This is a genomic window from Streptomyces sp. NPDC050806 (assembly GCF_055586425.1).
In genome coordinates, this window is record NZ_JBVJIF010000002.1 from 144,274 (window position 1) to 169,022 (window position 24,749).

The window sequence follows — 24,749 nt, forward strand, 5'->3', positions numbered from 1 at the left end:
GGTGCGCGGAGCTGTGGGGGCTCCGCGCACCGCGCCCGTATGCGCGCGCCGTTCAGTCCCGGCCGATCCGGCCCGCCTCCAGCACCACCCGGGCCAGTTCCGGGTGGCAGATGTCGCTGTGCGCGCCGGCCGGCGGCCCGCCGCGCCGGACCACGGCCGAGGCGTCCACGCTCACGCAGCCCGTCGCCGGCACCGCCTCGCCCAGCCGGATCCGCCGCGCCCCGTCCACCGCCTGGATGCCGTTGAATCCGAGGGCGCCCCAGCGGTCGAACAGGCCGAGGAAGCTCGTCGCGTCCCCGGCCAGCTTCGACGCCAGCGGGTAGAACGTGCCGAGCGCGTCGTCGTGTGCGGAGTGGCAGGCCACCAGCGGGCCGTCGATGCGCCGCTGCGCGCCGTTCAGCGCGCCGGAGCGGTCCCGGTCGTGGGGCAGCCGCGCGGCGAACGTGTAGTGCGAGAAGGCCCCTTGTAGCAGCGTCACCGACTTCACGTTCCGCGCCCCGGACGGCAGCCCGCTCAGCGCGTACGAGACGAGCCGGGCGCCGAAGGAGTGGCCGACCAGGTGCACCCGTACCGCCGGCGCGCCGTCCGCCAGCTTGCCCAGCACCGGGCCCAGTCCCAGTCGGCCCACCGTGCCGGAGCGCCGTTTCATGGCGTAGTAGCCGCCCTGCCGCAGCATTTCGTGCGCGCCGTTCCACAGCCGGGTCAGCCCGCCGCCGAACAGCGGCTGCCGCTCGGCGTCCACGGCCTCGCCCGGCCACACCCCGGCGCCGGCCGACCGCAGCGCCGCCGTGAGCACCTCGCAGACCTCCAGCGCGTCGTCGGTGAGCATGCCCGGCGTGCCGTCCCCGCTGTCCGCCGCGTACTGGAGGTCGGGGCTGTCCTCCGGCACCGCGATCAGCTCCCGCACCAGCCGCGCGAACTCGTCGAACGCCGAGCGGGCGTCGGGCCGCTCCGCCAGCAGCTGCGCGATCCGGTCCAGTACCACCTCGCGGCCGGGGAAGGCCGCCGCCAGCTGCTGCCGCAGCGCGTCCGTCAGTTCCGGTTCGGGCGCGGCCGCGGCACGGGCGGTGGCGCGGGCCCGGGCCGAGGGATCGAAGTCGGGGATCGGCTCGTCGGTGAAGCGCAGCGCCGGCCAGAGCACACCCACGTACCCCACCCGGGCCCGCCCGTCCACCAGCAGCTCGGGGAAGGGTTCGAAGAACCGCGTGTACAGGCGGGTGGCCATCGACCGGTCGTTGTTCCACCCGTGCGAGAACACCACGAGATCGGTGAGCCGCTCCCGTACCGCGCCCGCCACCAGCGCGTCCCGCTGCCGCCGCTCGACGTCCCCGTCGGCGTCAAATGTGAGTTCCCAGTACGGCCGCACCCCGACACCCGCCATGACGACCCCTTTCGCTGCCACTCGTGCAGCGATCGTCCTGCGCAACGGCCGTCACCGCCATACGCAGGACGACGGAGGCGGGTGTCGTACCGGAAGCCGGGGGCGGCGTACCGCCGGGCCCCGGGTCAGGCGAGTTCGCGCTCCCGGGTCTCCGGCAGCGCCAGGACGCACAGCAGGGAGACGACGGCCATCGCGGAGACGTACCAGCCGACGGAGGAGGATCCGAAGGCGGACTGCAGGCGGGTGGCGATCAGCGGGGAGACCGCGCCGCCCAGCACCCCGCCGAGGTTGTACGCGAGCGAGGCGCCGGAGTACCGCACCTTCGTGCCGAACAGCTCGGGCAGGTAAGCGCCCATCGGCCCGTAGACCACGCCCATGCAGAACAGCGCGCCGCCGAGGGCCAGGGCCACCAGCACCGGCGACCCGGTGTCCAGCAGCGGGAAGAGGATCAGGCCCCAGACGACCGCGAGACCGCACCCGGCCAGGATCAGCTTGCGGCGGCCGGCGCCGTCGGAACGGGTGGCGGCGAGCCAGGTGCCGGCGGCCAGGAAGAGGCAGGCCACGAGGGAGAGCCCCAGCATGGTGTTGCGGGAGACGCCGAGCGTGCCGGTGGCGTAGGAGAGGCAGTACGTCGTCGCGGTGTAGAACAGCCCGTACGCGATGATCATGCCGCCCGAGCCGAGCAGCAGCTCGCGCCAGTGCCCCCGGATCACGTCCAGGGTGGGGACCTTGCTGGCCTCCTGCGCGTCCATCACCTTCGCGAAGACCGGCGTCTCGCTGATCTTCAGCCGCACGAACAGGCCGACGGCGACCAGCAGGAACGACAGCAGGAACGGGATGCGCCAGCCCCAGGACCGGAACGCCCCGTCGGCCAGCGACGAGGAGAGCAGCCAGAAGATGCCGGTCGCGGCGAAGAATCCGACGGACGGCCCCAGTTGCGGGAAGGCGGCGTAGAGCCCGCGGCGTTTCTTCGGGGCGTGCTCGACCGCGAGCAGCGCCGCGCCGCCCCACTCGCCGCCCAGCCCGATGCCCTGCACGAAACGCAGCAGGATCAGCAGGACCGGCGCCCAGATGCCCAGCGTGGCGTAGCCGGGCAGCAGGCCGACGAACGCCGTGGACAGGCCCATCAGCAGCAGCGAGACGACCAGTACGGACTTGCGCCCCACGCGGTCGCCGAAGTGCCCGAAGACGATCGAGCCGAGCGGGCGGGCCGCGAACGCCACCGCGTAGGTGGAGAAGGAGGCCAGGGTCGCGTTGACCGGGTCCAGGGTCGGGAAGAACGCCTGGTTCAGTACGAGCGCGGCCGCGGTCCCGTAGATGTAGAAGTCGTAGAACTCGATGGCCGTGCCGATGAACGAGGCCACGGCCACCCGCCGCAGGCTCTCCGGACTGCCGTCGGGCGCGGCGGCGCCGGCCGTGGTCTCTTCTGCTGTCGCTTCGCTGTGCACGAGCCGCATGCTCACGGTCGTTGTACTGGGCAGTCAATAGGTGGGACGTGTGGTCTCGGTTGCTGAGACGGCTGCCCGACGGCTTTCCGCCCGGCCCGCTCAGTGGTGGCGCAGGTGACGCGCTCTCAGCGATAGCGCAGGTAACGCGCGCGCAGTGCGCGGAACTTCGCCAGCTCCGTCTGCCAGGCGCCCACCACCTCCTCCGTACCGGCGCCCGCGTCGATCATCGTGCGGACCTTGTCCGTGCCGGCCAGCCGGTCGATGCCGTGGTCCGCCCGCCACGCGAAGTCCTTCCACACCTTCTTCGCCGTCACCAGCAGCGCGATGCCGGTGCGCACCGGGTCGAACGCGGCCCGGTCCTGCACGTGCAGCTGCACCCCGCCGATCGTCTTCCCCTGGAACTTGGAGAAGGTCGGCGCGAAGTACGCCTCCCGGAAGCGGACACCGGGCAGCCGCTCGGCGTTGGCCGCCGCCGCCCACTTCCGGTCGATGCCCTCGGCGCCGAGGAGTTCGAAGGGGCGAGTGGTGCCGCGGCCCTCGGAGAGGTTGGTGCCCTCGAAGAGACAGGTGCCGGAGTAGACCAGCGCGGTGTCGGCGGTGGGCATGTTGGGGCTGGGCGGCACCCACGGCAGCCCGGTCGCGTCGAAGAAGTCGCCCCGCCGCCAGCCCTTCATCAGCACGGTGTCCAGCCGCACCTTCTTGCCGGCCGCCGCGGGCACGAACCGGTCGTTGAACAGCAGCGCCAGCTCCGCCACCGTCATCCCGTGCGCCTGCGCGATCGGCTCCCGGCCCACGAACGAGGCGTACTTCTTGTCCAGCACGGGGCCGGTGGCGGACCGGCCGGTCACCGGGTTCGGCCGGTCCAGCACCACGAAGCGCTTGCCCGCCATGGCCGCCGCCACCATGCAGTCGTACAGCGTCCAGATGTAGGTGTAGAAGCGCGCGCCCACGTCCTGGATGTCGAAGACCACCGTGTCGACGCCGGACTCGGTGAAGATGTCCGCCAGCGCCTTCCCGCTCTTCTGGTACGTGTCGTACACCGGCAGCCCGGTCGCCGGGTCGTCGTGCTTGCCCTCCGAGCCGCCCGCCTGCGCCGTGCCGCGGAAGCCGTGCTCGGGCCCGAAGACCGCGGTGAGCCGCACCCGCTCGTCCCCGTGCATCACATCCACGATGTGCTCGACTTCCGGGGTGACGCCGGTCGGATTGGTGACCATGCCGACCTTCTTCCCGGACAGCAGCGCGTAGCCGTCGGCCGCGAGCAGGTCGAAGCCGGTCCGTACGCGGTGGCCGGGACCGCGCGGCGCTACGGCGGGGGAGTGGGCGGCGGCCGGGACGGCGCTCGCCGCCGACGCGGCACCCACCGCGCCGGTGACGGCCAGCAGGCTTCTTCTGGACAGGGACATGCGCACACCTCCGGGATCGGAATTTGTGTGCCCTGCACGCTAATGCGCCGGGCCGCCCGCCGCCGGGGTATTGCCCCGTACGGCTGCGTCCCGGGGGCTTCCGCAGCGACATACCGACTGGTTAGTCTGCCTGCTGACCGAGGTGCCGGCGAGGCGAGGGAGAGACCAGTGGAAGCCGTGCGGGACAAGGCCGTCGTGGTGACGGGGGCGGGCGGCGGCATCGGCGCCGCGCTCGCGGCCCGCTTCATCGCCGAGGGCGCCCGGGTCGTCATCAACGACCTCGACAAGGAGAAGGCCGAGCGCACCGCCGCCGAGCTGGGCGCGATCGCCGTCCCCGGCGACGCCTCGGCCGTCGTCCCGGCCGCCCGTGCGGCCCTCGGCGGCCGCATCGACATCTTCTGCGCCAACGCCGGCGTCGGCACCGGCGGCGGCCCCGAGGCCCCCGACGAGGACTGGCAGCTGGCCTGGGACGTCAACGTCATGGCCCACGTACGGGCGGCCCGCGCGCTCATACCCGAGTGGCTGGAGCAGGGCAGCGGCCGCTTCGTCGCCACCGTCTCGGCGGCCGGCCTGCTCACCATGATCGGCTCTGCCCCGTACAGCGTGTCCAAGCACGCCGCTTACGCCTTCGCCGAATGGCTCTCGCTCACCTACAAGCACCGCGGCATCGACGTGCACGCCATCTGCCCCCAGGGCGTCCGCACCGACATGCTCGCGGGCACCGGCTCCGCCGGCGACCTCGTCCTCACCCCCGGAGCCATCGAACCGGCCGCCGTCGCCGACGCGCTCTTCGAGGCCATCGCCGAGAACCACTTCCTGGTCCTGCCGCACCCGGAGGTCGCCGGCTACTACGCGACCCGCGCCGCCGAACCCGGCCGCTGGCTCGGCGGCATGAACCACCTCCAGCGCAAGCTCGAAGCCGCCGAGGACGCCGGCGCCTGAGCGGCACGGACCACCCACCCGTACGGCACGGCGGGGACGGCCGCGCCGTACGGGACGCGGAGGCCGGCCGCAGGACGCGCCGGACCCGCGTACCGCCCCCCCGGGACCAGAAGAGAGAAGGGCCGCACGCCGATGACGTCGTACCAGGACATGCCGTGGCTGGCGCAGCTGAACGAGGCCCAGCGCGCCCCCGTGCACCCGCACCCCTCCACGCTGCACGCCTTCCGGGACGCGGTCCGCCGGGTCCCCGACCGGACAGCGCTGGCCTACTTCGACGGCCGGCTGTCCTACGCCGAGACCGACGCGCTCTCCGACGGCATCGCCGCCCACCTCGGCGACCGGGGCTTCCGGCCCGGCGACCGGGCCGCGATCATGCTGCAGAACACCCCGCACTTCGTGCTCGCCCTCTTCGGCGTCTGGAAGGCCGGCGGCGTCGTCGTCCCCGTCAACCCCATGTACAAGTCCGCGGAGATGACGCACGTCCTCACCGACGCCGAGGTCACCGCCGTGATCTGCGCCGACCGCACCTGGGACGGCTTCCTGCGCGACACCGCCGCGGCAGTGCCCTCCGTACGCATCGCGCTGACCGCCTCCGAACGCGACCTGCAGACCAGAGACGACGCCCGCGTCCTGCGCGGCGAACGGCTCGGCCCGCGCGAGGGCTCCGACGACCTGCTCACCGCGGCCCGGGAACACGCCGGCCGCGGTCCCGCCGCCGACGTCCCCGAGCTCACCGCCGACGACATCGCCCTGATCAGCTACACCTCGGGCACCAGCGGCACGCCCAAGGGCGCCACCAACACCCACGGCAACATCGCCTACAACGCCGAGCGGCAGCGCACCGGCCTCGGCCTCCCCGACGGCGCCACCTACTTCGCGCTCGCCCCGCTCTTCCACATCACCGGCATGGTCTGCGAACTGGCCTCCTGCGTCACCGGCGGCGGCACCCTCGCGCTCGCCTACCGCTTCGAGGCCGGCGTCGTCCTGGACGCCTTCCTGGAGCACCGCCCGGCCTTCACCGTCGGCCCGTCCACCGCCTTCATGGCCCTCATGGCCCACCCGGACGTCTCCCGCGACCACTTCTCGTCCTTCGCCACCCTCGCCTCCGGCGGCGCGCCGCTGCCGCCCGCGCTGGTGGAGAAGTTCCGCGCGGAGTTCGGCCCGTACATCCGCAACGGCTACGGCCTCACCGAGTGCACCGCGCCGTGCGCCAGCGTGCCGCCGCACCTGGAGGCCCCGGTCGACAAGGTCTCCGGCACCCTCGCGGTCGGCGTCCCCGGCCCCGACACGGTCGTCCGGATCATCGACGACCAGGGCCGGGACGTGCCCTTCGGCGAACAGGGCGAGATCGCCGTGCGCGGCCCCCAGGTCGTCCCCGGCTACTGGCGCCGCCCCGACGCCACGGCGGAGGCGATACCGGAAGGCGAGCTGCGCACCGGCGACATCGGCTTCATGGACACCGACGGCTGGCTGTACGTCGTCGACCGCAAGAAGGACATGATCAACGCGTCCGGTTTCAAGGTCTGGCCGCGCGAGGTCGAGGACGTGCTCTACGGCCACCCCGCCGTGCGCGAGGCCGCCGTCGTGGGTGTCCCGGACTCCTACCGCGGGGAATCGGTCAAGGCCTACGTCAGCCTCCGCCCCGGCCAGTCCCCGGACCCCGCGGAGCTGGCCGCCTACTGCAAGGAACGGCTGGCCGCGTACAAATATCCCCGGGCGGTCGAGGTCCTGCCGGAGCTGCCGAAGACCACGAGTGGGAAGATCCTCCGACGGGAGCTGCGGGACCGCGGCTAGCCTCCACAGCACGCGAACAGTACGGAGAAGGACAGGTGAGGGCGATGGCCGGCACGACGGACGGGAGCACGAAGCCCGTGGCACAGCGGCTGCTGGCCACCGCCACCCGGCTCTTCGCCGAGCAGGGGTACGACCGGACCTCGGTCCAGGAGATCGTCGAGGCGGCGGGCGTCACCAAGGGCGCGCTGTACCACTACTTCGGCTCCAAGGACGACCTGCTGCACGAGGTCTACGGCCGGGTGCTCCGCCTCCAGCAGGAGCGCCTGGACCACTTCGCGAACGCCGACGCGCCGGTGGAGCAGCGGCTCCGCGACGCCGCCGCGGACGTCGTGGTCACCACCATCGAGAACCTCGACGACACGAAGATCTTCTTCCGCTCCATGCACCAGCTCTCGCCGGAGAAGGACAAGCAGGTGCGCGCGGAGCGGCGGCGCTACCACGAGCGCTTCCGCGCGCTGATCGAAGAGGGCCAGCAGGCGGGCGTCTTCACCGCCGACGTCCCCGCCGACCTGATCGTGGACTACCACTTCGGCTCGGTCCACCACCTCGGCACCTGGTACCGCGAGGGCGGCCCCCTCACCCCCCAGGAGGTCGCGGACCACCTGGCGGACCTGCTGCTGCGGGCGCTGCGGCCGTAGGGGCGGCGCGGGCCGCAGGTGCCGTCGCGGCCGTCACTCACACGTCGGCGGGCACCTAGGGGGCAGCCTCGGGAGGTCGTCGACCTCCATGAAGTGGAACGGGGTCACGAGGAAGACTCCGTACCGCGCGTCGTCCAGGGCCCCGGCGGTCCTGAACGGCCGGCCGTCGTCGTCCAGGGTCCACACCCGCTGCTTGCCGTCCACGGTGCCGACGACCTCGACGACCCACTCCGTGCTGCGGGCCCGGGCGATGCCCGACACCACGAAGACCTCGGGTTTCCCGCGCTCCACATAGTGGGTGGTCTCCTGGAAGTAGGGCTTGTCCGAGACGAAGACGTCCACCGTCCCGCGTGGTTCGAGGAACTTCAGGGCGCGGGGCGCCGGGTCGTCCAGTTCCAGCGCGGCGGTGGTGATCTCCGAACTGCCCTGGTGCTGGCAGCTGAGCACGACACCGGGCCGGGCCGCGGTGGACCGGACCTTTCTCGCGCGGATCTCGTCGACGGTCACCGTACGGCCTGCCACGCCCGTGACCTCGACGCGCACCGGCGTCAGCCCGAAGTCCACGGCACCGCGCGCCACTGCCCGGCCCGCGCAGCCGATGTCCTTGGCCTCGCCGGGAGACAGCCGGTGGTTCCCGGGGAAGAGGACGGACCTGCCCGGAGCGTCCGCCGCTTCGTACCGGGCCGTCACGGTCGGCTCGGCGAGCTCCTTCGCCGTGACCTTCTCCTGCAGGACCGTGCCGAGCAGGGTGAAGGGCACTCCGAGGAGCAGCAGTGCCCCGCCGACCAGGACGCCGACCAGCACGTCCTTTCTCATCTGACGGCTCTCACCGTCGCGCCACCACCCGAATACGCGCACCCGCATCCCCCCGAACGAGGTGGTTCTCCGAACGGGGTGATTCCCCCGGGGAGATGCGGATGAACGCGTGACTCAGAGGTTGTTCCGCGGCTCGCCGGTCTCCCGGGTCACAGGTACTTCTTGATCTCCCGGCGGGCCAGGGAGCGCTGGTGGACCTCGTCCGGGCCGTCCGCGAGGCGGAGGGTGCGGGCGCCGGCCCAGAGCTCGGCGAGCGGGAAGTCCTGGCTGACGCCGCCCGCGCCGTGCAGCTGGACCGCCTGGTCGATGATGTCCACGACCGTGCGCGGCGTGGCGATCTTGATGGACTGGATCTCGGTGTGCGCGCCCTTGTTGCCGACCGTGTCCATCAGCCACGCGGTCTTCAGGACGAGCAGCCGGAGCTGTTCGACGGCGACCCGCGCGTCCGCGATCCAGTTGTGCACGACGCCCTGCTGGGCGAGCGGCTTGCCGAAGGCGGTACGCCCCACCGCGCGCTTGCACATCAGCTCGATGGCCCGCTCGGCCATGCCGATCAGCCGCATGCAGTGGTGGATCCGGCCCGGGCCGAGGCGGGCCTGCGCGATGCCGAAGCCGCCGCCCTCCTCGCCGACGAGGTTCGAGGCCGGGACGCGTACGTTCTCGAACAGCACCTCGGCGTGGCCGCCGTGGTAGTGGTCCTCGTACCCGTAGACCTGCATCGCGCGCTTGACCGTCAGGCCCGGCGTGTCGCGCGGCACGAGGATCATCGACTGCTGGCGGCGGATGTCCTCGCCGTCCGGGTCGGTCTTGCCCATCACGATGAAGATCTGGCACAGCGGGTTCATCGCCCCGGAGATGTACCACTTGCGGCCGTTGATGACGTAATCGTCGCCGTCCCGCGCGATGTGCGTCTCGATGTTGGTGGCGTCCGAGGACGCGACCTCCGGCTCGGTCATCGCGAACGCGGAGCGGATCTCACCGGCCAGCAGCGGCTGCAGCCACTGCTTCTTCTGCTGCTCGTTGCCGAACTGGGTGAGCACTTCCATGTTGCCGGTGTCGGGCGCCGCGCAGTTCAGCGCGGTCGGCGCGAGCTGCGGGCTGCGGCCGGTGATCTCGGCGAGGGGCGCGTACTGGAGGTTGGTGAGCCCGGCACCGTACTCCGCGTCGGGGAGGAAGAGGTTCCACAGGCCCTGCCTGCGGGCCTCCGCCTTCAGCTCCTCGACGATCGCCGGGGTGTCCCAGGGCGAGGCGAGCCGGTCCCGCTGCTCGTGCGCGACCTGCTCGGCCGGGTACACGTGCTCGTCCATGAACGCGAGCAGCTTCTCGCGGAGTTCCTCGGTACGGGCGTCGAATGCGAAGTCCATGAGCGGCCTCAGCCTTCCTTCACGGCGGACAGGGTGGACAGGGTGCGGTGGCCGTTGTCGATGAAGCGCGGCACGACCTCGCCGATCCGGTCGAAGCCCGCGCCGACGGTCTGGCCGAGCGTGTACCGGTAGTGGATGCCTTCGAGGATCACCGCGAGCTTGAAGTACGCGAACGCGGTGTACCAGGCGACCTGGGAGACGTCGCGCCCGGAGCCGGCCGCGTACCGCTCGATCAGCTCGCCCGGTTCGGGGTGGCCCGGGGCGCTGCGGGTGGTGGTGACGGGTGAGTCGGGCGACTCCTCCTGCTCGCTGTACATGGCGAGCAGGCCGAGGTCGGTGAGCGGGTCGCCGAGCGTGGACATCTCCCAGTCCAGCACCGCCGCGATCCGGTCGTCGGCGCCGACCAGGACGTTGTCCAGGCGGTAGTCGCCGTGCACGACAGCGGGCGCGGGGGAGGCGGGCAGCTTCCGGCCCAACGCCTCGTGCAGCTCGTCGATGCCGGGCAGTTCGCGGTTCTTGGACGCGGCGAGCTGCTTGCCCCAGCGGCGCAGCTGCCGCTCCAGGAAGCCGTCGGGCCGCCCGAAGTCGCCCAGACCCACCGACTCCGGGTCGACGGCGTGCAGGTCCACGAGGGTGTCGACGAGGCGCAGCACGATGTCGCGGGTGCGCTCGGGGCCGAGCGGCCGCAGCTGCTCGGCCGTGCGGTACGGCGTCCCCTCGACCAGCTCCATGACGTAGAACGGCGACCCGATGACGTCCTCGTCCTGGCACAGGAGCAGCGTCTCGGGCACCGGCACCCGGGTATCGTGCAGCGCGCTGATGACCCGGTGCTCGCGGGCCATGTCGTGCGCGGTGGCCAGGACATGGCCGAGCGGCGGGCGGCGGACCACCCAGCGGCCGGTGCCGTCGGTGACGCGGTACGTGAGGTTGGACCGGCCCCCCTGGACCAGCTCGGCGCTCAGCGGGCCCGCGACCAGGCCCGGGCGCTCCCGGTCCAGGTGGGCGCGGAGCCGCTCCAGGTCGAGGCCGGGCGGGTTGTCCTTGCTCATCGTGCGCCTCCGTCTGCCGGTCGGTGGAGTGTGACCGTCCACGATCATGCCGACTAGTCGGTATGGCGTCCAGAGGGCGAGGCGAACACGTTGCGCGCCGGGGTGTTCCGCGCGTCACATGCGGCGCGCGGGCGGCCGGGACGAGGGAAGGTTCGGCGGCCGGAAAAGGGGATGCCGCCGCAGCGCCGCATGTCCGAAAAATAGGATGCGGTGACGGACAGTGACGAGGATCATCGCTCGCATGACCGAACTGCGTGTTCTCGCCCCGGACGGCGTCCCGCTCACCGCCGTCGACGACGGGGGCAGCGGGCCCACCGTGCTCGTCGTCCACCCGGGAGGCCGGGGCCCCGAGTCCTGGGACGAGGTCGCCCGCCTGCTGACCGACGGCTTCCGGGTGGTCCGCATACGCCGCCGGATCTACGTGCCCGGGGTGCGGATCGGCGGCGGCCACTCGATGGCGGTCGAGGCGGCCGATGTCCTGGCGGTCGCCGAGTCGCTTGCAGCGGACGGGCCCGTGCTGCTCGTCGGGCACTCCTCGGGCGCCGTGGCCGCCCTGGAGGCCGCGCTCCGCGACCCGTCCCCCTTCGCCGGGGTGGTCGCGTACGACCCGCCGATACCGACCCGTTCGCCGCTGGTGGGGGAGGCGGGGCCGCGGGCCCGTGCCGCGCTGGACGCCGGCGACCCGACGGAGGCGATACGCATTCACTCGCGCGCGATCACCGGCATGCCGGCCGAGGCGGTCGAGCAGATGCTGACGGACCCCCGCGTGCAGGCGCTCATCGCCACGCACGCCGAGGCGCAGATCGTCGAGGACGAGATCATCGACGCCCTCGGCCTCGGCGTGGACCGGTACGGCGCGCTCGGCCTGCCGGTGACCCTGCTCCAGGGCGAGCTGAGCTTCCCGCACCTGCACGAACGCGTGGCGGACCTGGCGGCCGTCCTGCCGGACGCCCGTGTGGTGACCCTCGCGGGCCAGGGCCACGGCGCGAACGCCACCGCGCCCGAAGCGCTGACGGAGGAGATCCGCAGGGCGGCGAAGGGGGCTTTCGGGGGCTGAGGGGGCTTGGGCCGGGATCCGGGATTTGGGGGCCTGGGGTCGGGTGCCGGGGCCGGGGCCGGGGCCGGGGCTGGGATCGGAGGCCGGAGGCCGGAGGTCGTGCGCCGTGGCCGGGGTCGAGGGCTGGGCGTCCCAGGGCCGGATCGGGGGCCGGGTGCCCCCGGCGCGGGCGATTCCGCGGCGCCCGCGGCACTAGAGCGTGATCGCCGCGCCCAGCCCCACCAGGATCAGCGTGCAGCCGGTGGCCAGCAGCGCCGTGCGGATGCCCATGGTCCGGGGCGGTCCCGCCGCCGCAGGGGCGGCCAGCCGCCGCATGCGCGTGTGCGCCGCGGTGAGGAAGGCCAGCCCGGCGAGGACCAGCAGGGCGACGAGGACGACCTCCGCCGCGGTGGGCTCGCCGGTGACCAGCACCTGACGCCAGGCCAGTACCACGGCCACCGCGCACGACAGCGTCGTACGCCGCCACGCCATCCGGGTCCGCTCGGGCTGCAGCCCGGGGTCCCTGACCGGCGCCGGACCTTCCTCCGCACCGCTCATCGTCAGCGCGTCCAGCCCAGCAGCACGACCACCGCGATGGCCACCGCCAGCAGCCCGACGCCCGCGCCCAGCAGCGCGGGGAAGCGCGAGGCCGGCAGGTCCTCGCCGTGCCGCATCGCCCGCTCGCAGCGCACCCAGTGGTTGACCGAGCGCACGGCGCACAGCGCGCCGCCCGCGAGCAGCGCCACCGTGAACACCGTCCGTACGGTCTGGTGCAGCGACGGCAGGAACTGGTCGACCGCGAAGCCGCCGCCGATCAACGCGAACGCCGTGCGCAGCCAGGCCAGGAAGGTGCGCTCGTTGGCGAGCGAGAAGCGGTAGTCGGGGGTGGTGCCCTCGCTGCGGAGCCGCCCGGGCGCGAACCACAGACGCAGGTCGGCGGCGAGCGACCGCACACGGTCCGTGAAGATCATGAGGCGTACCCTATCCGGCGGCCGGCCGCCCGGCGGCCTCCCGGTCGCGCAGCCGCCGGAACGCCTCCAGGCCGTCCGGCACCCACTCCCACTCCGGCAGCCGGGCCGCCAGCTCCTCCGCCGTGAGGAACGCGTGCCAGGCCACCTCCTCGGCCTGCGGGGCGACCGGCAGCGTGCAGCGCACCTCGTAGACCGCCGACCACCAGGTGTGCTCCGGCGTCTCGTACAGGAACGTGAAGAGCCGTTCGGGGCGGGGGAGTCCGGTGACGCCCAGCTCCTCCTCCGCCTCGCGCAGCGCCGCGTCGTCGTAGGACTCGCCCGCGCCGACCACGCCACCGACGAACATGTCGTAGTGCGAGGGGAAGACCAGCTTCTGCGCGGTGCGGCGGTGCACGAAGATCCGGTCCTGCGCGTCCCGGGCGAGGACGAAGGTGCAGCGGTGCCGCAGCCGGCGCGCGTACGCCTCACCGCGCGGGGCCTGCCCCACGACCCGGTCGTGCTCGTCGACGATGTCGAGGATCTCGTCGGCGTTGAGCGGCTGCTGCGGTCCGGGCCCGTCCGGCTGCTGATCGGTCATGGGGCCATGCAATCAGACGGCCGGTGACGGGCGGTGCCGCGGGCCCGCCGCCCGTCCGGCGCGCCTCACTGCCCCATCACGTACTTCACCGTCGGCCCGGTGGTCCAGCCGCCGTCCACGGCCAGTTCGGCGCCGGTCACGTACGACGCGGCGTCGGAGAGCAGATAGACCACCGCGCTCGCGATCTCGTGCGGCTCGCCGACCCGGCCCATCGGGGTGTTGGGGTAGTTGCCCTCGCCCTGCTGGATGCCGACACCGGCCGTCATGGGGGTGTACGTCATGCCCGGGTGCACGGAGTTGACGCGGATGCGGTCCGTGCCCAGCTCCACGGCGGCGACCTTCGAGAGGCCGCGCACGCCCCACTTGGAGGCGCCGTAGCCGCCGGTCATCGCGAGGCCCATGAGCCCGGCCGCCGAGGAGATGTTGACGATGGAGCCGGCGCCGCGCTCCCGCATCAGCGGGATGACGGTCTTCATGCCGATGAAGACGCCGGTGAGATTGATGTCGATCACCTTGCGGAAGAAGGCGACCGAGATGGTCTCCAGCGGCCGGCCGGTGGATATCCCCGCGTTGTTGACCAGCCCGTCGAGGCCGCCGAACTCCGCGACGGCGAAGTCCGCCACCCGCTGCCAGTCCTCCTCGGACGTCACGTCGTGGACGAGGAAACGGGCCCGGTCGCCCAGCGCCGCCGCGGTGGCCGCGCCCTCCTCGGCGAGCACGTCGGTGAGGACGACGCGTGCCCCGGCCTCGACGGCCTGCTTCGCGGCCTCGGCGCCCAGCCCGCGCGCGCCGCCGGTGATGAGGATGGTCCTGCCGGTGAGATCGGTCATCGTGCACTCCTGTGTCGGGGAGCGGGTCACCCCTGCTCCGGGGCGGGGGCGCGCAGCAGCGCCACCGTGGTCGTGACGAGGTCGGCGAGGAAGACGGGCTCCGTGGTGAGCGGACGCGTGCCGTCGAGGTACTGCCGGGCCCGGTCGGCGAGCGCCGCGCCGATCAGCGTCAGCGCCAGGTCCGTACGCTCCAGCCGGACCGGTTCGGGCAGCTCCGCCGCCGCGAGGGAGGCCTCGATCCGCTCGATCAGCCGCCAGTACGCGGTGCCCGCCAGCGTGGGGTGCGGCGTCCGGGTGCGGATGCCGCTCTCGTGGCTGAGCTGTGCGGAGATCCGCAGGCAGCGCAGTCCCCGTACGTCGCTCAGCTGGGTCGCCTCGGCCGTGACCAGCGCGCGGACCAGGTCCTCCAGGCCCGGGTCCGGCAGGTCCTCCAGGACGGGCGCCAGCGCCGCCTCCGTACGTCCCAGCCGGCCCGCCATCACCGCGTCCAGCAGGCCCGCGCGGGACCCGAAGTGGTACTGCACCGCCGAGGGATTGCTCTGGCCGGCCAGCCGCACGATGTCGCGGGTCCGGGCGCCGTCGACGCCCTGCGCGGCGAAGATCTCCTCCGCGGCGCGGATCAGCTTGTCCCGGGTCTCGGTGCCCGACGTTCTCGCCATGGCCCCCATATTAATACTCGCCATTATTAATTGCACGGAGAGCGGGGTCAAGGGATGCGGGAGGGGGTGGTGCGGCCTTCGTGGTGCTTCCGAACGGGCTTTGTCCGTGGGGGTGTTGACGTCCACCGAGGTCACTCGGACGGGGGTTGACGGAGACCCCTGGGGGCCGGTTTGCTGTCTGTGATCACCCCGTGTCGATCCGTTCATCAAACCTGCACATGTCCGCCCCGCGCGGGGTTCCGGAGGGAAGAGCGCCGTGGAGAGACGCCTCGTATGACTCCACCGCCCCCACCCCCACCTCTGGGGCGCCCCCGCCGCAAGGACCCCGCCGCGGTCCGTCCCGCGCTCGACGACGCCGAGCTGGCCGCGGCCCTCGACGCCCTCGCGCAGGGCCGCTGGATCGTCGCCCGCTCCCTCCTCGCCGCGACCGGCACCGACTGGGACCGCCGCGGCCACCGCCTGATGGCGCTCGGCGCCGCCCGTACCGGCGTCGTCTGGGCCCGCGAATGGCAGCTCGCCGAGCCCGACAGTCCCGACGCCGCCGCCTTCGTCGCCGCCGCCATGGTCCACCGGGCGCTGCGCGGCGGGGAGTCCGCCGAGATCGCCCGCGAGAGCTGCCTGACCGCCGCCCGGATGGCGCCCGCCGACCCCACCCCCTGGCTCGCCGCGCTGCTGCTGGCCCGCGCCACCGGCACCCCCGACGCGCGCGAGCACGCCTTCGACCAGGTGCGCGCCCGGCACCCCGGCCACCACCACGCCCACCACCTCATGGCCGCCTGCCTCGCCGAACACCAGCAGGGCAACACCGACGACCCGCTGCACCAGGTCTACGACTTCGCCGCATGGGCCGTCGAACAGGCCCCCGAAGACTCCCCGCTGGCCGTCCTGCCCGTCGTCGCGCACGCCGAGCGGTACCGCGTCCTGGCCGCCGCCGGCCTGGAGCCCGCCGACCCGGTGGCGTCGGGCCACTGGTCCACCCGCCGCGCCCGCCAGGCCATGAAGACCGCCTTCGACTGGTGGCTGGAGTGGGAGGGCGATTCCGGCCACCCGCGCGGCAAGGTCGACCTGAACTTCCTCGCCCACGCCAAGTTCTGCGAAGGGCGGCTGGCCGAGGCCGCTGCCCTCTTCCACCGCATCGGCCCGCACGTCACCGCCGAACCGTGGAGCTACCCCGGCCGCGACCCGGCGCGCGCCTTCAGGGCCGCCCGAGACACCGCCCTGCGCACCACCTGATCCCGCCGTCCCCGGAAAGGACCGTTCCGCCATGCCGACCGGCAGTACGCACGAGATCAGCACCTTCAAGGGACAGGAACGCGCCCTGCGCGCCGGCCGCATCGGCACCGCCGGCCTGCTCCTGTCCGTACTGGCCGCCAGCGCCCCGCTCATGGTCGTGGCCGGCGTCATGGCCACCACGTACCAGGTCATGGGCATCGTCGGGCAGCCGCTGCTGTTCGTCATCCTCGGCGTCGTGATGGCGCTGTTCAGCGTGGGCTACGCCGAGATGAGCCGGCACGTGCACAACGCGGGCGCCTTCTACGCCTACATAGCCAGGGGGCTGGGCGGCACCGCGGGCGCCGGCGCGTCCTTCGTCGCGCTCGCCGCCTACTGCGCCCTCCAGGTCGGCATCTACGGCATCTTCGGCTTCGAATTCGCCGCGCTGCTCGGCACGTTCTTCGGCTTCACCGTCGCGTGGTGGGTCCCCGCGCTCCTCGCCGTCCTGCTCACCGGCGCCCTCGGCGCCCTGAAGATCGACCTCAACGCCCGAGTGCTCGGCGTCCTGCTCCTCGTCGAGGTCGCCCTCATCGTCGTCTTCGACCTCGCGTTCGCCACGCAGCCCGGCCCGCAGGGCCTCTCCCCGCACGCCTTCGACCCCGCGACGCTCGGCGGCGCGGGCCTCGGCACGGCCCTGTGCTTCGCCGTCGCCGGGTTCCTCGGCTTCGAACAGGCCCCGGTGTACGCCGAGGAGACCAGCCGGCCCCAGACCGTCGTGGCCCGCGCGATGTACCTCGCCGTCGGCTTCTCCGCGGTCTTCTTCGCCCTCAGCTCCTGGCTCATCGGCGTGGCCACCGGGCCCGACCACGTAGTGGCCGCCGCCGGCAAGGAGGGGCCGGGCCTGATCTTCGCGCTCGCCGAACCCCGCCTCGGCGGCCTGTTCACCGACGTCCTGCACGTCTTCTTCGTGACCGGCATCTTCGCCTCGATGCTCAGCTTCCACAACGTCGTGGCCCGCTATGCCTTCGCCATGGGCCGCGAGGGCCTGCTGCCCGCGCCCCTCGGCCGCACCTCCAGGGCCAGCGGCGCCCCGGCCCTCGGCTCGCTCCTGCAGACCGTCGTCTCGCTCCTGGTCGTCGTGGCGTTCGCGGTCACCGACCGGGCGCCGGCGGGCGACCCCACCACGCCCGTCCTGCGGCTCTTCACGTGGGGCGGCAACCTCGGCGCCCTCGGGGTCATCGCCCTGATGGCCACCGCATGCGCAGCGGTCATCGCCTTCTTCGTACGCCGCGGCGCGGGCCGCGCCCAGGCCGGCCGGCTCACCGCTGCCGCCGTCGCCGGACTCGCCCTGCTGGTCGTCCTGGTCTACGCCGTCAAGGACTTCGGCGTGCTGGTCGGCGCCGGGGCGGGCTCCCCGCTGAACTGGCTGCTGCCCGCCCTCATGGGGCTCGCCGCCGTCGCCGGACTCGTGCACGGGCGCGTGCTGCGCGCCGTCCGCCCCTGGGTGCACGCCCGGATCGGCCTGGGCAACGAGGCCTTCCAGCTGGAGAAGGCGGCCACCGCCGAACCCGGACCGCACCCCGGAACCGCCCTACGGGAGGAGAACCGCCGATGACCGCCGTACAGGAGGAGACCGACGATGACCGCCGTACGGCAGGAAGGGCGCCGATGACCGCCGCAGCCGAAGCCCCCGCCGAGGTCCGGCACCCGCTCGACCCGCTCACCGCGCACGAGATCGACACGGCGCGCGAGGTGCTGACCGAGTCCGGCCGGGCGGGCGACACGACCCGCTTCCCCCTCGTCCTCCTCGACGAGCCGGACCGGCACACCGTCGCCGCGCACCGCCCCGGCGACCCCGTCGTACGACGGCTCCGCGTCACCCTCCTGGAGACCGCCACCGGGGCCGCCGCCGAGGCCCTCGTGGACATCGCGGCGCGCACCCTCGTGGCGTACCGCCCGCTGGACCCGGTGGCCGACGGGCAGCCGCCGCTGCTCTTCGAGGAGTTCGACCGCTGCGACGCGGTCGTCAAGGCCGACGCGAGCTGGCGCAAGGCCATGGCCGACCGCGGCATCACCGACCTGGACCTGGTCATCGCTGCCCCGCTCGCCGCCGGGAACTTCGGCAGGCCCGAGGAGACCGGCCGGCGCATGCTGCGCTCGCTGACCTTCCTGCGCTGCTCGGAGTCGGACAACCCGTTCGCGCACCCGGTCGGCGGCCTCGTCGCCGACGTGGACCTCACCGAGGGCCGCGTCCTCCGCCTGATCGACACCGGCGCCGTCCCCGTGCCCGCCGAATGCGGCCGCTACGAAGCGGAGTTCACCGGCCCCGCCCGTACGGACCTGAAACCGCTGGAGATCACCCAGCCCGACGGGCCCTCCTTCACCCTGGAGAACCACGTCCTCAGCTGGCAGAACTGGCGCCTGCGGCTGGATTTCAACGCCCGCGAGGGCCTGGTCCTCCACGAGATCGGGTACCGCGACGGCGACCGCGTACGGCCCGTGCTGCACCGCGCCTCGCTCGCCGAAATGGCCGTGCCGTACGCCGAGCCGGACCCCGCGCGCAACTGGGTCTGCTACCTCGACGTCGGCGAGTACACCCTCGGCCGGAACGCCAACGCGCTCCGCCTGGGCTGCGACTGCCTCGGCGAGATCCGGTACGTCGACGCCGTCGTGGCCGGCGACACCGGGCACCCCGAGACGCTGCCGAACGCCATCTGCCTGCACGAAGAGGACCACGGCCTCCTCTGGAAGCACACCAACATGTTCGACGGCTTCACCGCCGACAGCCGCCGCTCCCGCCGCCTGGTCCTCTCGTACATCGCCACCCTCGGCAACTACGACTACGGCTTCTACTGGTACCTCTACCAGGACGGCACGATCGAGTTCGAGGTGAAGTCCACCGGCCTGGTGCAGACCTCCGCCGCCGCACCCGGTACGGAGTCGCCGTACGCCACCGAGATCGCGCCCGGCCTTCAGGCGCCGTACCACCAGCACCTCTTCTGCGCCCGGCTGGACCCGGCCGTCGACGGGCACGCCAACACCGTCGAGGAGGTCGACGTCGTCCCGCTGCCCATGGGCCCGGACAACCCGAACGGCAACGCCTTCACCGTCCGGGCCACGCCCGTCACCGACTCCGGGGACGGCGGCCGGCTCGCCGACCCGGCCGCGGGGAGGCGCTGGCGGATCACCAACCCGGGCTCCCGCAACCGCATGGGGCAGCCCGTCGCGTACACCCTCCAGCCGCAGCCCGGGCCCACGCTGCTCGCGCGGCCGGGCTCGACGGTCGCGGCCCGTGTCGCGTACGCCACCAAGCACCTGTGGATCACCGCGGGCCGGCCCGAACGGCGCTACCCGGACGGCGACTACCCCAACCAGCACCCGGGAGGCGCGGGCGTCAGCGCCTGGAGCGCGCCGGGCGAGTCCCTCTCGGACACCGCCCTCACCCTCTGGCACACCTTCGGCCCCACCCATCTGCCGCGGCTGGAGGACTGGCCGGTCATGCCCGTCGACCGCTGCGGCTTCACTCTCAGGCCGACCGGCTTCTTCGACCGCAACCCGGCGCTGGACCTGCCCCGGGAGGGCGGGGGAGAGGGCCACTGCCACGCGTGAGGCGGCTTCCGTACGGGACGGGGCCCCGCACCGGCGGGACGGCCCCGGACGGGGCCGCACGCGCGCCGTGGGGCCGTTCCCGCCGTCAGCTCGGCAGGCCCTCGCTGACGCGGCGGGAGACCTTGATCGCGTAGAGGTCGAGGATGCCGGGCGGCTCGGCGATGCCCGGGCCGCCCGCCCGGATCCACGCCGCGATGTCCGCCAGCGCGTCGTCGTCGTTGACCAGGCCCAGCCATACGGGTCGGCCGCCCGCCGCGCGCCCCTCGGGCGACGGCTGGACCACGACCACGTTCGCCTGGTCGCAGACGTCCAGGCACTCCGAGGCGCGCACCGGGGCGGCGCCGTCCAGCGCCGCGCGCAGTCGCGGGATCTGGCCCGCGTGGTCGACGCCGGGGATCTTGCTCGCGTCGCCGCAGCAGCAGCCGCGGCACACCGTGACACGGCAGGAGGCGGCCCGGTCGGCGGGTCGGCGGGAACGCTTGTTGATCACCGGTCCATCGTACGGGGCGCCGGTGCCGGTGCGGACGGCCCCCGTGTGTGGCCCTCAACTCGTCGTATTGAGAGGGGCTTTGGGGTAGGGCCCGGGGTATGACTGCCACCACTGACAACGATGCGCACACCGGGGCGGGCCCCGTAGCGGCGATACCCGGCCCCAAAGGGCTGCCGCTCCTCGGGGCGATGTTCGAACTCCAGCAGGACTCCCTGGGCGCCTTCCTCCGGGCCCGTCGCGACCACGGCGACGTGGTGCGGATCTCGGCGGGCCCGCCCGGACTGCGGACCGTCATCCACGGCGTGTTCTCCGCCGAGGGCGTGCAGCAGGTGCTCGGCACGGAGTCCGGGAACTTCCGCAAGGACAACCCCTTCTACGCGGAGGTCCGCGCCGCCTTCGGGAACGGCCTGCTGACCAGCCAGGACGCCGACTATCTGCGGCAGCGTCGGCTGGTGCAGCCGCTCTTCACCAAGCGCCGGGTCGACGGGTACGCCGACGCCATCGCCCAGGAGGCCGACGCGGTCGTCGAGCGCTGGCGCTCCCGGGAGAGCGTCGACCTGGTCGCCGAGATGAGCCGGCTGGCCCTGCGGACTGTCGCGCGCATCCTCTTCGGAGCCGATGTCGAGGCCGCCGTCGAGGTCATCCACCGTTCCTTCCCGGTGATCAACTCCTATGCGCTGAGCCGTGCGTACGCGCCGGTGAACCTGCCGCGCGAGTGGCCGACGCCCGGCAACCGCCGCGCGATGGCTGCGATCGGCGAGGTGTACGCGGTCTGCGACCGGATCATCGCCGAGCGCCGCGCGGCACCCGACGGCCCCGCGGGCGACGACCTGCTCACCCTCCTCGCGCAGGCGGGCAGCGAGGAGGACGGCAGCCTGGACGCGACCGAGATCCGCGACCAGGTGCTGGTCTTCCTGCTCGCCGGCCACGAGACCACCGCGACCTCCATGGCCTTCACCCTCCACCTGCTCTCCCGCCACCCCGAGGAGCGGGCACGCGCCCAGCGGGAGATCGACGAGGTACTGGGCGACCGTGCGCCCACCGCCGCCGACCTGGAGCGGCTGCCGTACCTGACGCGGGTGCTCAAGGAGGGGATGCGGCTCTACCCGGCAGCCCCGGTGGTCGGCCGCCGGGCCGTCGCGGACACCGAGATCGGCGGCTACCGCATCCGGGCCGGCTCGGACGTCGTGGTCGCCCCCTGGGTCACGCACCGCAACCCGGACCTGTGGGAGGACCCGGAGCGCTTCGACCCCGAGCGGTTCACGCCCGAGCGGTCGGCCGGGCGGCACCGTTACGCGTGGTTCCCCTTCGGCGGCGGCCCGCGGGCCTGCATCGGTCAGCACTTCTCGATGCTGGAGTCGGTCCTGGCGCTGGCGACGCTGCTGCGCGCCTACGACCCCGAGGCCGCCGACGACGCCGAGGTCCCGGTGGGTGCGGGCATCACCCTCCAGGCCAAGGGCCCGGCGCGGGTCCGCCTGCGGCCGCGCGCGTAACACCGCGGCGGCCCTCGCCGTCTCGCCGAGCATCGTCCCGCCGGGCGCGCGGAAACCGTTCCGCGCTAACGCTACGAAAATAGCGTTTGCGTTTTCGCCGCGCTCGGCGTAGCGTCATTTCCGGCCCCATTGCCGTCGATTGGAGAAGGCCGTTGCTCGTCTGAGGTCCTGAGACGCCGCGCTGATCCCAGCGCACCGTGACCCGACCTCGGCGTGCCATCGTGCCCACGACGGCCGACCAGCCGCCCCGCGTACGCGGACATGTACGCGGAATGCGTACGACAGCTCCGTACGCGTCTTCGGTGGCCGGCACCTCACGGTCCCCCGCTTCAGCGGTGTCTCCCTGTGCTGTTCCCCATCAGCCCACGCCCGCTCCAGGAGACCTGTATGTCTATGAACGACCGTTCCGGCCGAGCCGCCTCCGTCATCTGCACCGGCCTGACCTTCGCCTGGCCCGACGGCACAGCGGTCCTCGACGACTTCCAGCTCACCGTCGGCCCCGGCCGCACGGGCCTCATCGGCCTCAACGGCGCCGGAAAATCCACCCTGCTCAAGCTCGTCGCCGGCGAGCTCACCCCCACCGCCGGCAGCGTGCAGAGCACCGGCGACATCGGTTACCTCCCGCAGAACCTCACCCTGGACGCCGCCCTCCCCGTGGACGAGATCCTGGGCATCGCCCGCACCCGCGCCGCGCTGCACGCCATCGAAGCCGGTGACGCGAGCGAGGAGCACTTCACGGCCGTCGGGGACGACTGGGACGTCGAGGAGCGCGCCCGCGCCACCCTCGACCAGCTCGGCCTGGACGGCATCGAGCTGGACCGCACCCTCGGCGAGGTCTCCGGCGGCGAATCCGTGCTGCTCAGGCTGGCCGCGCTGCTGCTGCGCCGCCCCGACGTGCTGCTGCTCGACGAGCCCACCAACAACCTCGACCGCCGCGCCCGCGCCCGGCTGTACGAAGCGGTCGCGCGCTGGTCCGGCGTGCTGGTCGTGGTCAGCCACGACCGGGAGCTGCTCGACCTGGTCGACCAGATAGCCGACCTCCGCGCCGGCGAGGTCCACTGGTACGGCGGCAACTTCACCGCCTATGAAGCGGCGCTCGCCGTCGAGCAGGAGGCCGCCGAGCGCATGGTGCGGGTCGCCGAGGCCGACGTCCAGCGCCAGCGGCGCGACCTGAGCGACGCCCACGTCAAGCTGGCCCGCCGGGTCCGCTACGGCAACAAGATGTCGGCCAACAAGCGCGAGCCGAAGGTCATCATGAACGAGCGCAAGCGCCAGGCCCAGGTCTCGGCCGGCAAACACCGCATCATGCACACCGAGAAGCTCAAGGAGGCCAGGGAGCGGCTCAGCGAAGCGGCCGAGGCGGTCCGTGACGACGAGACGATCCGCGTCGACCTGCCGCACACCGCCGTGCCGCCGGGCCGTGGCGTGCTCACCCTGCGGGGCGTGACCACCCGCTGCGGCACCCGCGTCAACCTCGAACTGCGCGGCCCCGAGCGACTGGCCCTCGTCGGCCCGAACGGCTCCGGCAAGACCACCCTGCTCCGCACGGTCACCGGCGCACTCGCCCCGGCGGCGGGCGAGGCGACGGTCCACGTACCGCACCGCTTCCTGCCCCAGCGGCTGGACGTCCTCGACGACCGGCTGACCGTCGCCGAGAACGTCGCCCGCTTCGCCCCGCAGGCCACCGACAACCACATCCGGGCCCGGCTGGCCCGCTTCCTGTTCAAGGGCGCCCGCGCCGACCGGCCCGCCGCCACCCTCTCCGGCGGTGAACGCTTCCGCGCGACCCTCGCCGCCCTCATGCTCGCCGAGCCCGCCCCGCAGCTCCTGCTGCTGGACGAGCCCACCAACAACCTCGACCTGGCGTCCGTGCGCCGGCTGGTCGCCGCACTCGACGCCTATGAAGGAGCACTGATCGTGGTGAGTCACGACGAACGATTCCTGGCCGAAGCGGGCATCACCCGCACGCTGGACCTGGGCGACCCGCCCCAGGGCCCCGGGACGGGGGAGGGCATGCCGCCCATGAAATAGTCGCCTCAGAAGTGGTGCAGCAGCTCCGGGAAGGCGGTGAGCCGCAGTACCTTCTCGTCCGCGGGATCCAGCTCGCTGTGCTCCAGTACCCACGTGTGATCGTTCGGGATGAACACCGCGTTCATCCCGGCGGCACGCGCGGGCAGGATGTCGGATTTGGGGGAGTTGCCGATCATCCAGGCCGACTCCGGCGCCAGCGCGTACTCCCGCACCAGGGCGCGATAGGTCGAGACGTCCTTCTCCGCGACGATGTGCACACCCCGGAAGTGGTGCGCCAGCGCGGAGTTGTCGACCTTCCGCCGCTGCTCCTCCGCGTCCCCCTTGGTCAGCAGCAGCAACTCGTGCCGGGCGGCCAGCTCGGCGAGGGTGGCGGCGACCCCGGGAATCAGCTCCACGCTGCCCCCGTCGAACGACGCGGCCCACGCCGCGATCCGCGCCAGCTCCTCCGCGGTGGCGTCCCGGCCGTGCAACTGCGCCAGGCACTCGCCCAGGCTGCGCAGGAACACCTTGCTGCCGTAGCCGTGCGCCTTCGCGTTCGCCGCCTCGACGGCGTCCAGCGCCGCGCGTACGCCCTCCCGGCCGAGCCGCAGCCCGATCTCCGGATCGGTCATCCAGTCCAGGAACTCCTCGATGACCCGCTCGAAGACGACGTTGTTCTCCCAGAGAGTGTCGTCCGCGTCGAATACGAGAACTTTCTCCGTGCCGCCCAAGGCAGTCCCTCCCGCGCTGTACTGATCCGTCGGCCGTCCGGCCCGCGCAGCGTAATGAGCGTGTCCGGCGTGACGCACGGGGTTATTACGGAGAGTCGCCCGCCGGCGCTGTTCACGGCGGGCCGGCCGCGGCACACGGGCCCGGAAACGACGATTCCCCACGGTCTGCGGGAGACCGTGGGGAACCGGTTGGTGTCCGAGGGGGGACTTGAACCCCCACGCCCGATAAAGGGCACTAGCACCTCAAGCTAGCGCGTCTGCCATTCCGCCACCCGGACAAGGTGTCTGTCGGGCGG

22 protein-coding genes and 1 tRNA gene are annotated in these 24,749 nt (G+C 72.9%); 9 read left to right on the top strand and 14 right to left on the bottom strand.

The annotated features are described in order from the left end of the window. Positions 1-52 precede the first annotated feature (52 nt). From ACZ6WH_RS06095 to ACZ6WH_RS06105, 3 genes are all read right to left on the bottom strand, one after another. A complete protein-coding gene (locus ACZ6WH_RS06095; protein ID WP_469726435.1) occupies positions 53-1,381 on the bottom strand; it encodes a serine-threonine protein kinase in 1,329 nt (442 codons plus the stop codon). Between the two features lie 125 nt (positions 1,382-1,506). Continuing rightward, entirely contained in the window at positions 1,507-2,829 is a 1,323-nt protein-coding gene (locus tag ACZ6WH_RS06100; RefSeq protein ID WP_469726436.1) for an MFS transporter, read from the bottom strand. 125 nt (positions 2,830-2,954) lie between these two features. Beyond that, on the bottom strand, positions 2,955-4,232 hold the full coding sequence (locus ACZ6WH_RS06105) for an exo-beta-N-acetylmuramidase NamZ family protein (protein ID WP_469726438.1): 1,278 nt from the start codon (positions 4,230-4,232) through the stop codon (positions 2,955-2,957). 168 nt (positions 4,233-4,400) lie between these two features. Between ACZ6WH_RS06105 and ACZ6WH_RS06110 the strand changes: the two genes are divergently transcribed. The 3 genes from ACZ6WH_RS06110 to ACZ6WH_RS06120 all read left to right on the top strand — a co-directional run bounded on the left by ACZ6WH_RS06110 (position 4,401) and on the right by ACZ6WH_RS06120 (position 7,606). Beyond that, entirely contained in the window at positions 4,401-5,174 is a 774-nt protein-coding gene (locus ACZ6WH_RS06110; protein ID WP_469726440.1) for an SDR family oxidoreductase, read from the top strand. 132 nt (positions 5,175-5,306) lie between these two features. After that, positions 5,307-6,968 carry an AMP-binding protein gene (locus ACZ6WH_RS06115; RefSeq protein ID WP_469726442.1) on the top strand — a complete coding sequence of 554 codons (1,662 nt, stop codon included), beginning with the start codon at positions 5,307-5,309 and terminating at the stop codon, positions 6,966-6,968. 44 nt (positions 6,969-7,012) lie between these two features. After that, a complete protein-coding gene (locus ACZ6WH_RS06120; protein ID WP_469726444.1) occupies positions 7,013-7,606 on the top strand; it encodes a TetR/AcrR family transcriptional regulator in 594 nt (197 codons plus the stop codon). 33 nt (positions 7,607-7,639) lie between these two features. Here the strand turns inward: ACZ6WH_RS06120 and ACZ6WH_RS06125 are convergent, their stop codons facing one another. From ACZ6WH_RS06125 to ACZ6WH_RS06135, 3 genes are all read right to left on the bottom strand, one after another. Next, entirely contained in the window at positions 7,640-8,422 is a 783-nt protein-coding gene (locus ACZ6WH_RS06125; protein WP_469726445.1) for a hypothetical protein, read from the bottom strand. Between the two features lie 149 nt (positions 8,423-8,571). Continuing rightward, positions 8,572-9,786 (bottom strand): acyl-CoA dehydrogenase, encoded by a 1,215-nt coding sequence (locus ACZ6WH_RS06130; RefSeq protein ID WP_469726447.1) that lies wholly within the window; start codon positions 9,784-9,786, stop codon positions 8,572-8,574. Between the two features lie 8 nt (positions 9,787-9,794). Continuing rightward, complete coding sequence (locus ACZ6WH_RS06135) at positions 9,795-10,835, bottom strand: phosphotransferase family protein (RefSeq protein ID WP_469726448.1); 1,041 nt, start codon at positions 10,833-10,835, stop codon at positions 9,795-9,797. Positions 10,836-11,076: 241 nt separating this feature from the next. Between ACZ6WH_RS06135 and ACZ6WH_RS06140 the strand changes: the two genes are divergently transcribed. Beyond that, positions 11,077-11,892 carry an alpha/beta fold hydrolase gene (locus ACZ6WH_RS06140; protein ID WP_469726449.1) on the top strand — a complete coding sequence of 272 codons (816 nt, stop codon included), beginning with the start codon at positions 11,077-11,079 and terminating at the stop codon, positions 11,890-11,892. Positions 11,893-12,084: 192 nt separating this feature from the next. On the opposite strand, the gene ACZ6WH_RS06145 is transcribed toward ACZ6WH_RS06140, so the two are convergent. The 5 genes from ACZ6WH_RS06145 to ACZ6WH_RS06165 all read right to left on the bottom strand — a co-directional run bounded on the left by ACZ6WH_RS06145 (position 12,085) and on the right by ACZ6WH_RS06165 (position 14,908). Next, entirely contained in the window at positions 12,085-12,429 is a 345-nt protein-coding gene (locus ACZ6WH_RS06145) for a DUF202 domain-containing protein (protein ID WP_469726451.1), read from the bottom strand. A gap of 2 nt (positions 12,430-12,431) precedes the next feature. After that, on the bottom strand, positions 12,432-12,842 hold the full coding sequence (locus ACZ6WH_RS06150; protein WP_432852235.1) for a YidH family protein: 411 nt from the start codon (positions 12,840-12,842) through the stop codon (positions 12,432-12,434). 10 nt (positions 12,843-12,852) lie between these two features. After that, the gene (locus tag ACZ6WH_RS06155) at positions 12,853-13,419 is read right to left on the bottom strand and encodes an NUDIX hydrolase (RefSeq protein ID WP_432852233.1); all 567 of its coding nucleotides are present in this window, start codon (positions 13,417-13,419) and stop codon (positions 12,853-12,855) included. 65 nt (positions 13,420-13,484) lie between these two features. Then, entirely contained in the window at positions 13,485-14,249 is a 765-nt protein-coding gene (locus ACZ6WH_RS06160; protein WP_469726454.1) for a glucose 1-dehydrogenase, read from the bottom strand. A gap of 26 nt (positions 14,250-14,275) precedes the next feature. Further along, on the bottom strand, positions 14,276-14,908 hold the full coding sequence (locus ACZ6WH_RS06165) for a TetR/AcrR family transcriptional regulator (protein ID WP_469726456.1): 633 nt from the start codon (positions 14,906-14,908) through the stop codon (positions 14,276-14,278). A 273-nt stretch (positions 14,909-15,181) separates the two neighbouring features. Here ACZ6WH_RS06165 and ACZ6WH_RS06170 point away from each other — a divergent pair, with 273 nt between their 5' ends. Genes ACZ6WH_RS06170 through ACZ6WH_RS06180 form a run of 3 tightly spaced genes read left to right on the top strand, consistent with a single transcriptional unit; the run spans position 15,182 to position 19,729 of the window. Beyond that, positions 15,182-16,141 (top strand): hypothetical protein, encoded by a 960-nt coding sequence (locus tag ACZ6WH_RS06170; RefSeq protein ID WP_469726457.1) that lies wholly within the window; start codon positions 15,182-15,184, stop codon positions 16,139-16,141. Positions 16,142-16,172: 31 nt separating this feature from the next. Then, positions 16,173-17,735: an APC family permease gene (locus ACZ6WH_RS06175; protein WP_469726459.1), complete on the top strand. Its 1,563-nt coding sequence runs from the start codon at positions 16,173-16,175 to the stop codon at positions 17,733-17,735. 53 nt (positions 17,736-17,788) lie between these two features. Beyond that, positions 17,789-19,729, top strand: a complete 1,941-nt coding sequence (locus ACZ6WH_RS06180; RefSeq protein ID WP_469727190.1) for a primary-amine oxidase — start codon at positions 17,789-17,791, stop codon at positions 19,727-19,729. An 85-nt stretch (positions 19,730-19,814) separates the two neighbouring features. Here ACZ6WH_RS06180 and ACZ6WH_RS06185 read toward each other — a convergent pair whose 3' ends face one another. Continuing rightward, complete coding sequence (locus ACZ6WH_RS06185) at positions 19,815-20,219, bottom strand: (2Fe-2S) ferredoxin domain-containing protein (RefSeq protein WP_432852222.1); 405 nt, start codon at positions 20,217-20,219, stop codon at positions 19,815-19,817. Positions 20,220-20,317: 98 nt separating this feature from the next. On the opposite strand from ACZ6WH_RS06185, the gene ACZ6WH_RS06190 reads away from it, so the two are divergent. Continuing rightward, entirely contained in the window at positions 20,318-21,712 is a 1,395-nt protein-coding gene (locus ACZ6WH_RS06190; protein WP_469726461.1) for a cytochrome P450, read from the top strand. A 387-nt stretch (positions 21,713-22,099) separates the two neighbouring features. Then, complete coding sequence (locus ACZ6WH_RS06195; RefSeq protein ID WP_469726463.1) at positions 22,100-23,743, top strand: ABC-F family ATP-binding cassette domain-containing protein; 1,644 nt, start codon at positions 22,100-22,102, stop codon at positions 23,741-23,743. 5 nt (positions 23,744-23,748) lie between these two features. On the opposite strand, the gene ACZ6WH_RS06200 is transcribed toward ACZ6WH_RS06195, so the two are convergent. Beyond that, positions 23,749-24,453 (bottom strand): HAD family hydrolase, encoded by a 705-nt coding sequence (locus ACZ6WH_RS06200; protein ID WP_469726464.1) that lies wholly within the window; start codon positions 24,451-24,453, stop codon positions 23,749-23,751. 190 nt (positions 24,454-24,643) lie between these two features. Beyond that, positions 24,644-24,731: transfer RNA gene (locus ACZ6WH_RS06205), tRNA-Leu, on the bottom strand. Positions 24,732-24,749: the final 18 nt, after the last annotated feature.

Coding starts and splice junctions, on each gene's coding strand:
- ACZ6WH_RS06095 (WP_469726435.1), bottom strand. CDS start 1,381: ATGGCGGGTGTCGGGGTGCGGCCGTACTGGGAACTCACATTTGACGCC.
- ACZ6WH_RS06105 (WP_469726438.1), bottom strand. CDS start 4,232: ATGTCCCTGTCCAGAAGAAGCCTGCTGGCCGTCACCGGCGCGGTGGGT.
- ACZ6WH_RS06115 (WP_469726442.1), top strand. CDS start 5,307: ATGACGTCGTACCAGGACATGCCGTGGCTGGCGCAGCTGAACGAGGCC.
- ACZ6WH_RS06120 (WP_469726444.1), top strand. CDS start 7,013: ATGGCCGGCACGACGGACGGGAGCACGAAGCCCGTGGCACAGCGGCTG.
- ACZ6WH_RS06125 (WP_469726445.1), bottom strand. CDS start 8,422: ATGAGAAAGGACGTGCTGGTCGGCGTCCTGGTCGGCGGGGCACTGCTG.
- ACZ6WH_RS06130 (WP_469726447.1), bottom strand. CDS start 9,786: ATGGACTTCGCATTCGACGCCCGTACCGAGGAACTCCGCGAGAAGCTG.
- ACZ6WH_RS06135 (WP_469726448.1), bottom strand. CDS start 10,835: ATGAGCAAGGACAACCCGCCCGGCCTCGACCTGGAGCGGCTCCGCGCC.
- ACZ6WH_RS06140 (WP_469726449.1), top strand. CDS start 11,077: ATGACCGAACTGCGTGTTCTCGCCCCGGACGGCGTCCCGCTCACCGCC.
- ACZ6WH_RS06145 (WP_469726451.1), bottom strand. CDS start 12,429: ATGAGCGGTGCGGAGGAAGGTCCGGCGCCGGTCAGGGACCCCGGGCTG.
- ACZ6WH_RS06150 (WP_432852235.1), bottom strand. CDS start 12,842: ATGATCTTCACGGACCGTGTGCGGTCGCTCGCCGCCGACCTGCGTCTG.
- ACZ6WH_RS06155 (WP_432852233.1), bottom strand. CDS start 13,419: ATGACCGATCAGCAGCCGGACGGGCCCGGACCGCAGCAGCCGCTCAAC.
- ACZ6WH_RS06160 (WP_469726454.1), bottom strand. CDS start 14,249: ATGACCGATCTCACCGGCAGGACCATCCTCATCACCGGCGGCGCGCGC.
- ACZ6WH_RS06165 (WP_469726456.1), bottom strand. CDS start 14,908: ATGGCGAGAACGTCGGGCACCGAGACCCGGGACAAGCTGATCCGCGCC.
- ACZ6WH_RS06170 (WP_469726457.1), top strand. CDS start 15,182: ATGACTCCACCGCCCCCACCCCCACCTCTGGGGCGCCCCCGCCGCAAG.
- ACZ6WH_RS06175 (WP_469726459.1), top strand. CDS start 16,173: ATGCCGACCGGCAGTACGCACGAGATCAGCACCTTCAAGGGACAGGAA.
- ACZ6WH_RS06180 (WP_469727190.1), top strand. CDS start 17,789: ATGACCGCCGCAGCCGAAGCCCCCGCCGAGGTCCGGCACCCGCTCGAC.
- ACZ6WH_RS06190 (WP_469726461.1), top strand. CDS start 20,318: ATGACTGCCACCACTGACAACGATGCGCACACCGGGGCGGGCCCCGTA.
- ACZ6WH_RS06195 (WP_469726463.1), top strand. CDS start 22,100: ATGTCTATGAACGACCGTTCCGGCCGAGCCGCCTCCGTCATCTGCACC.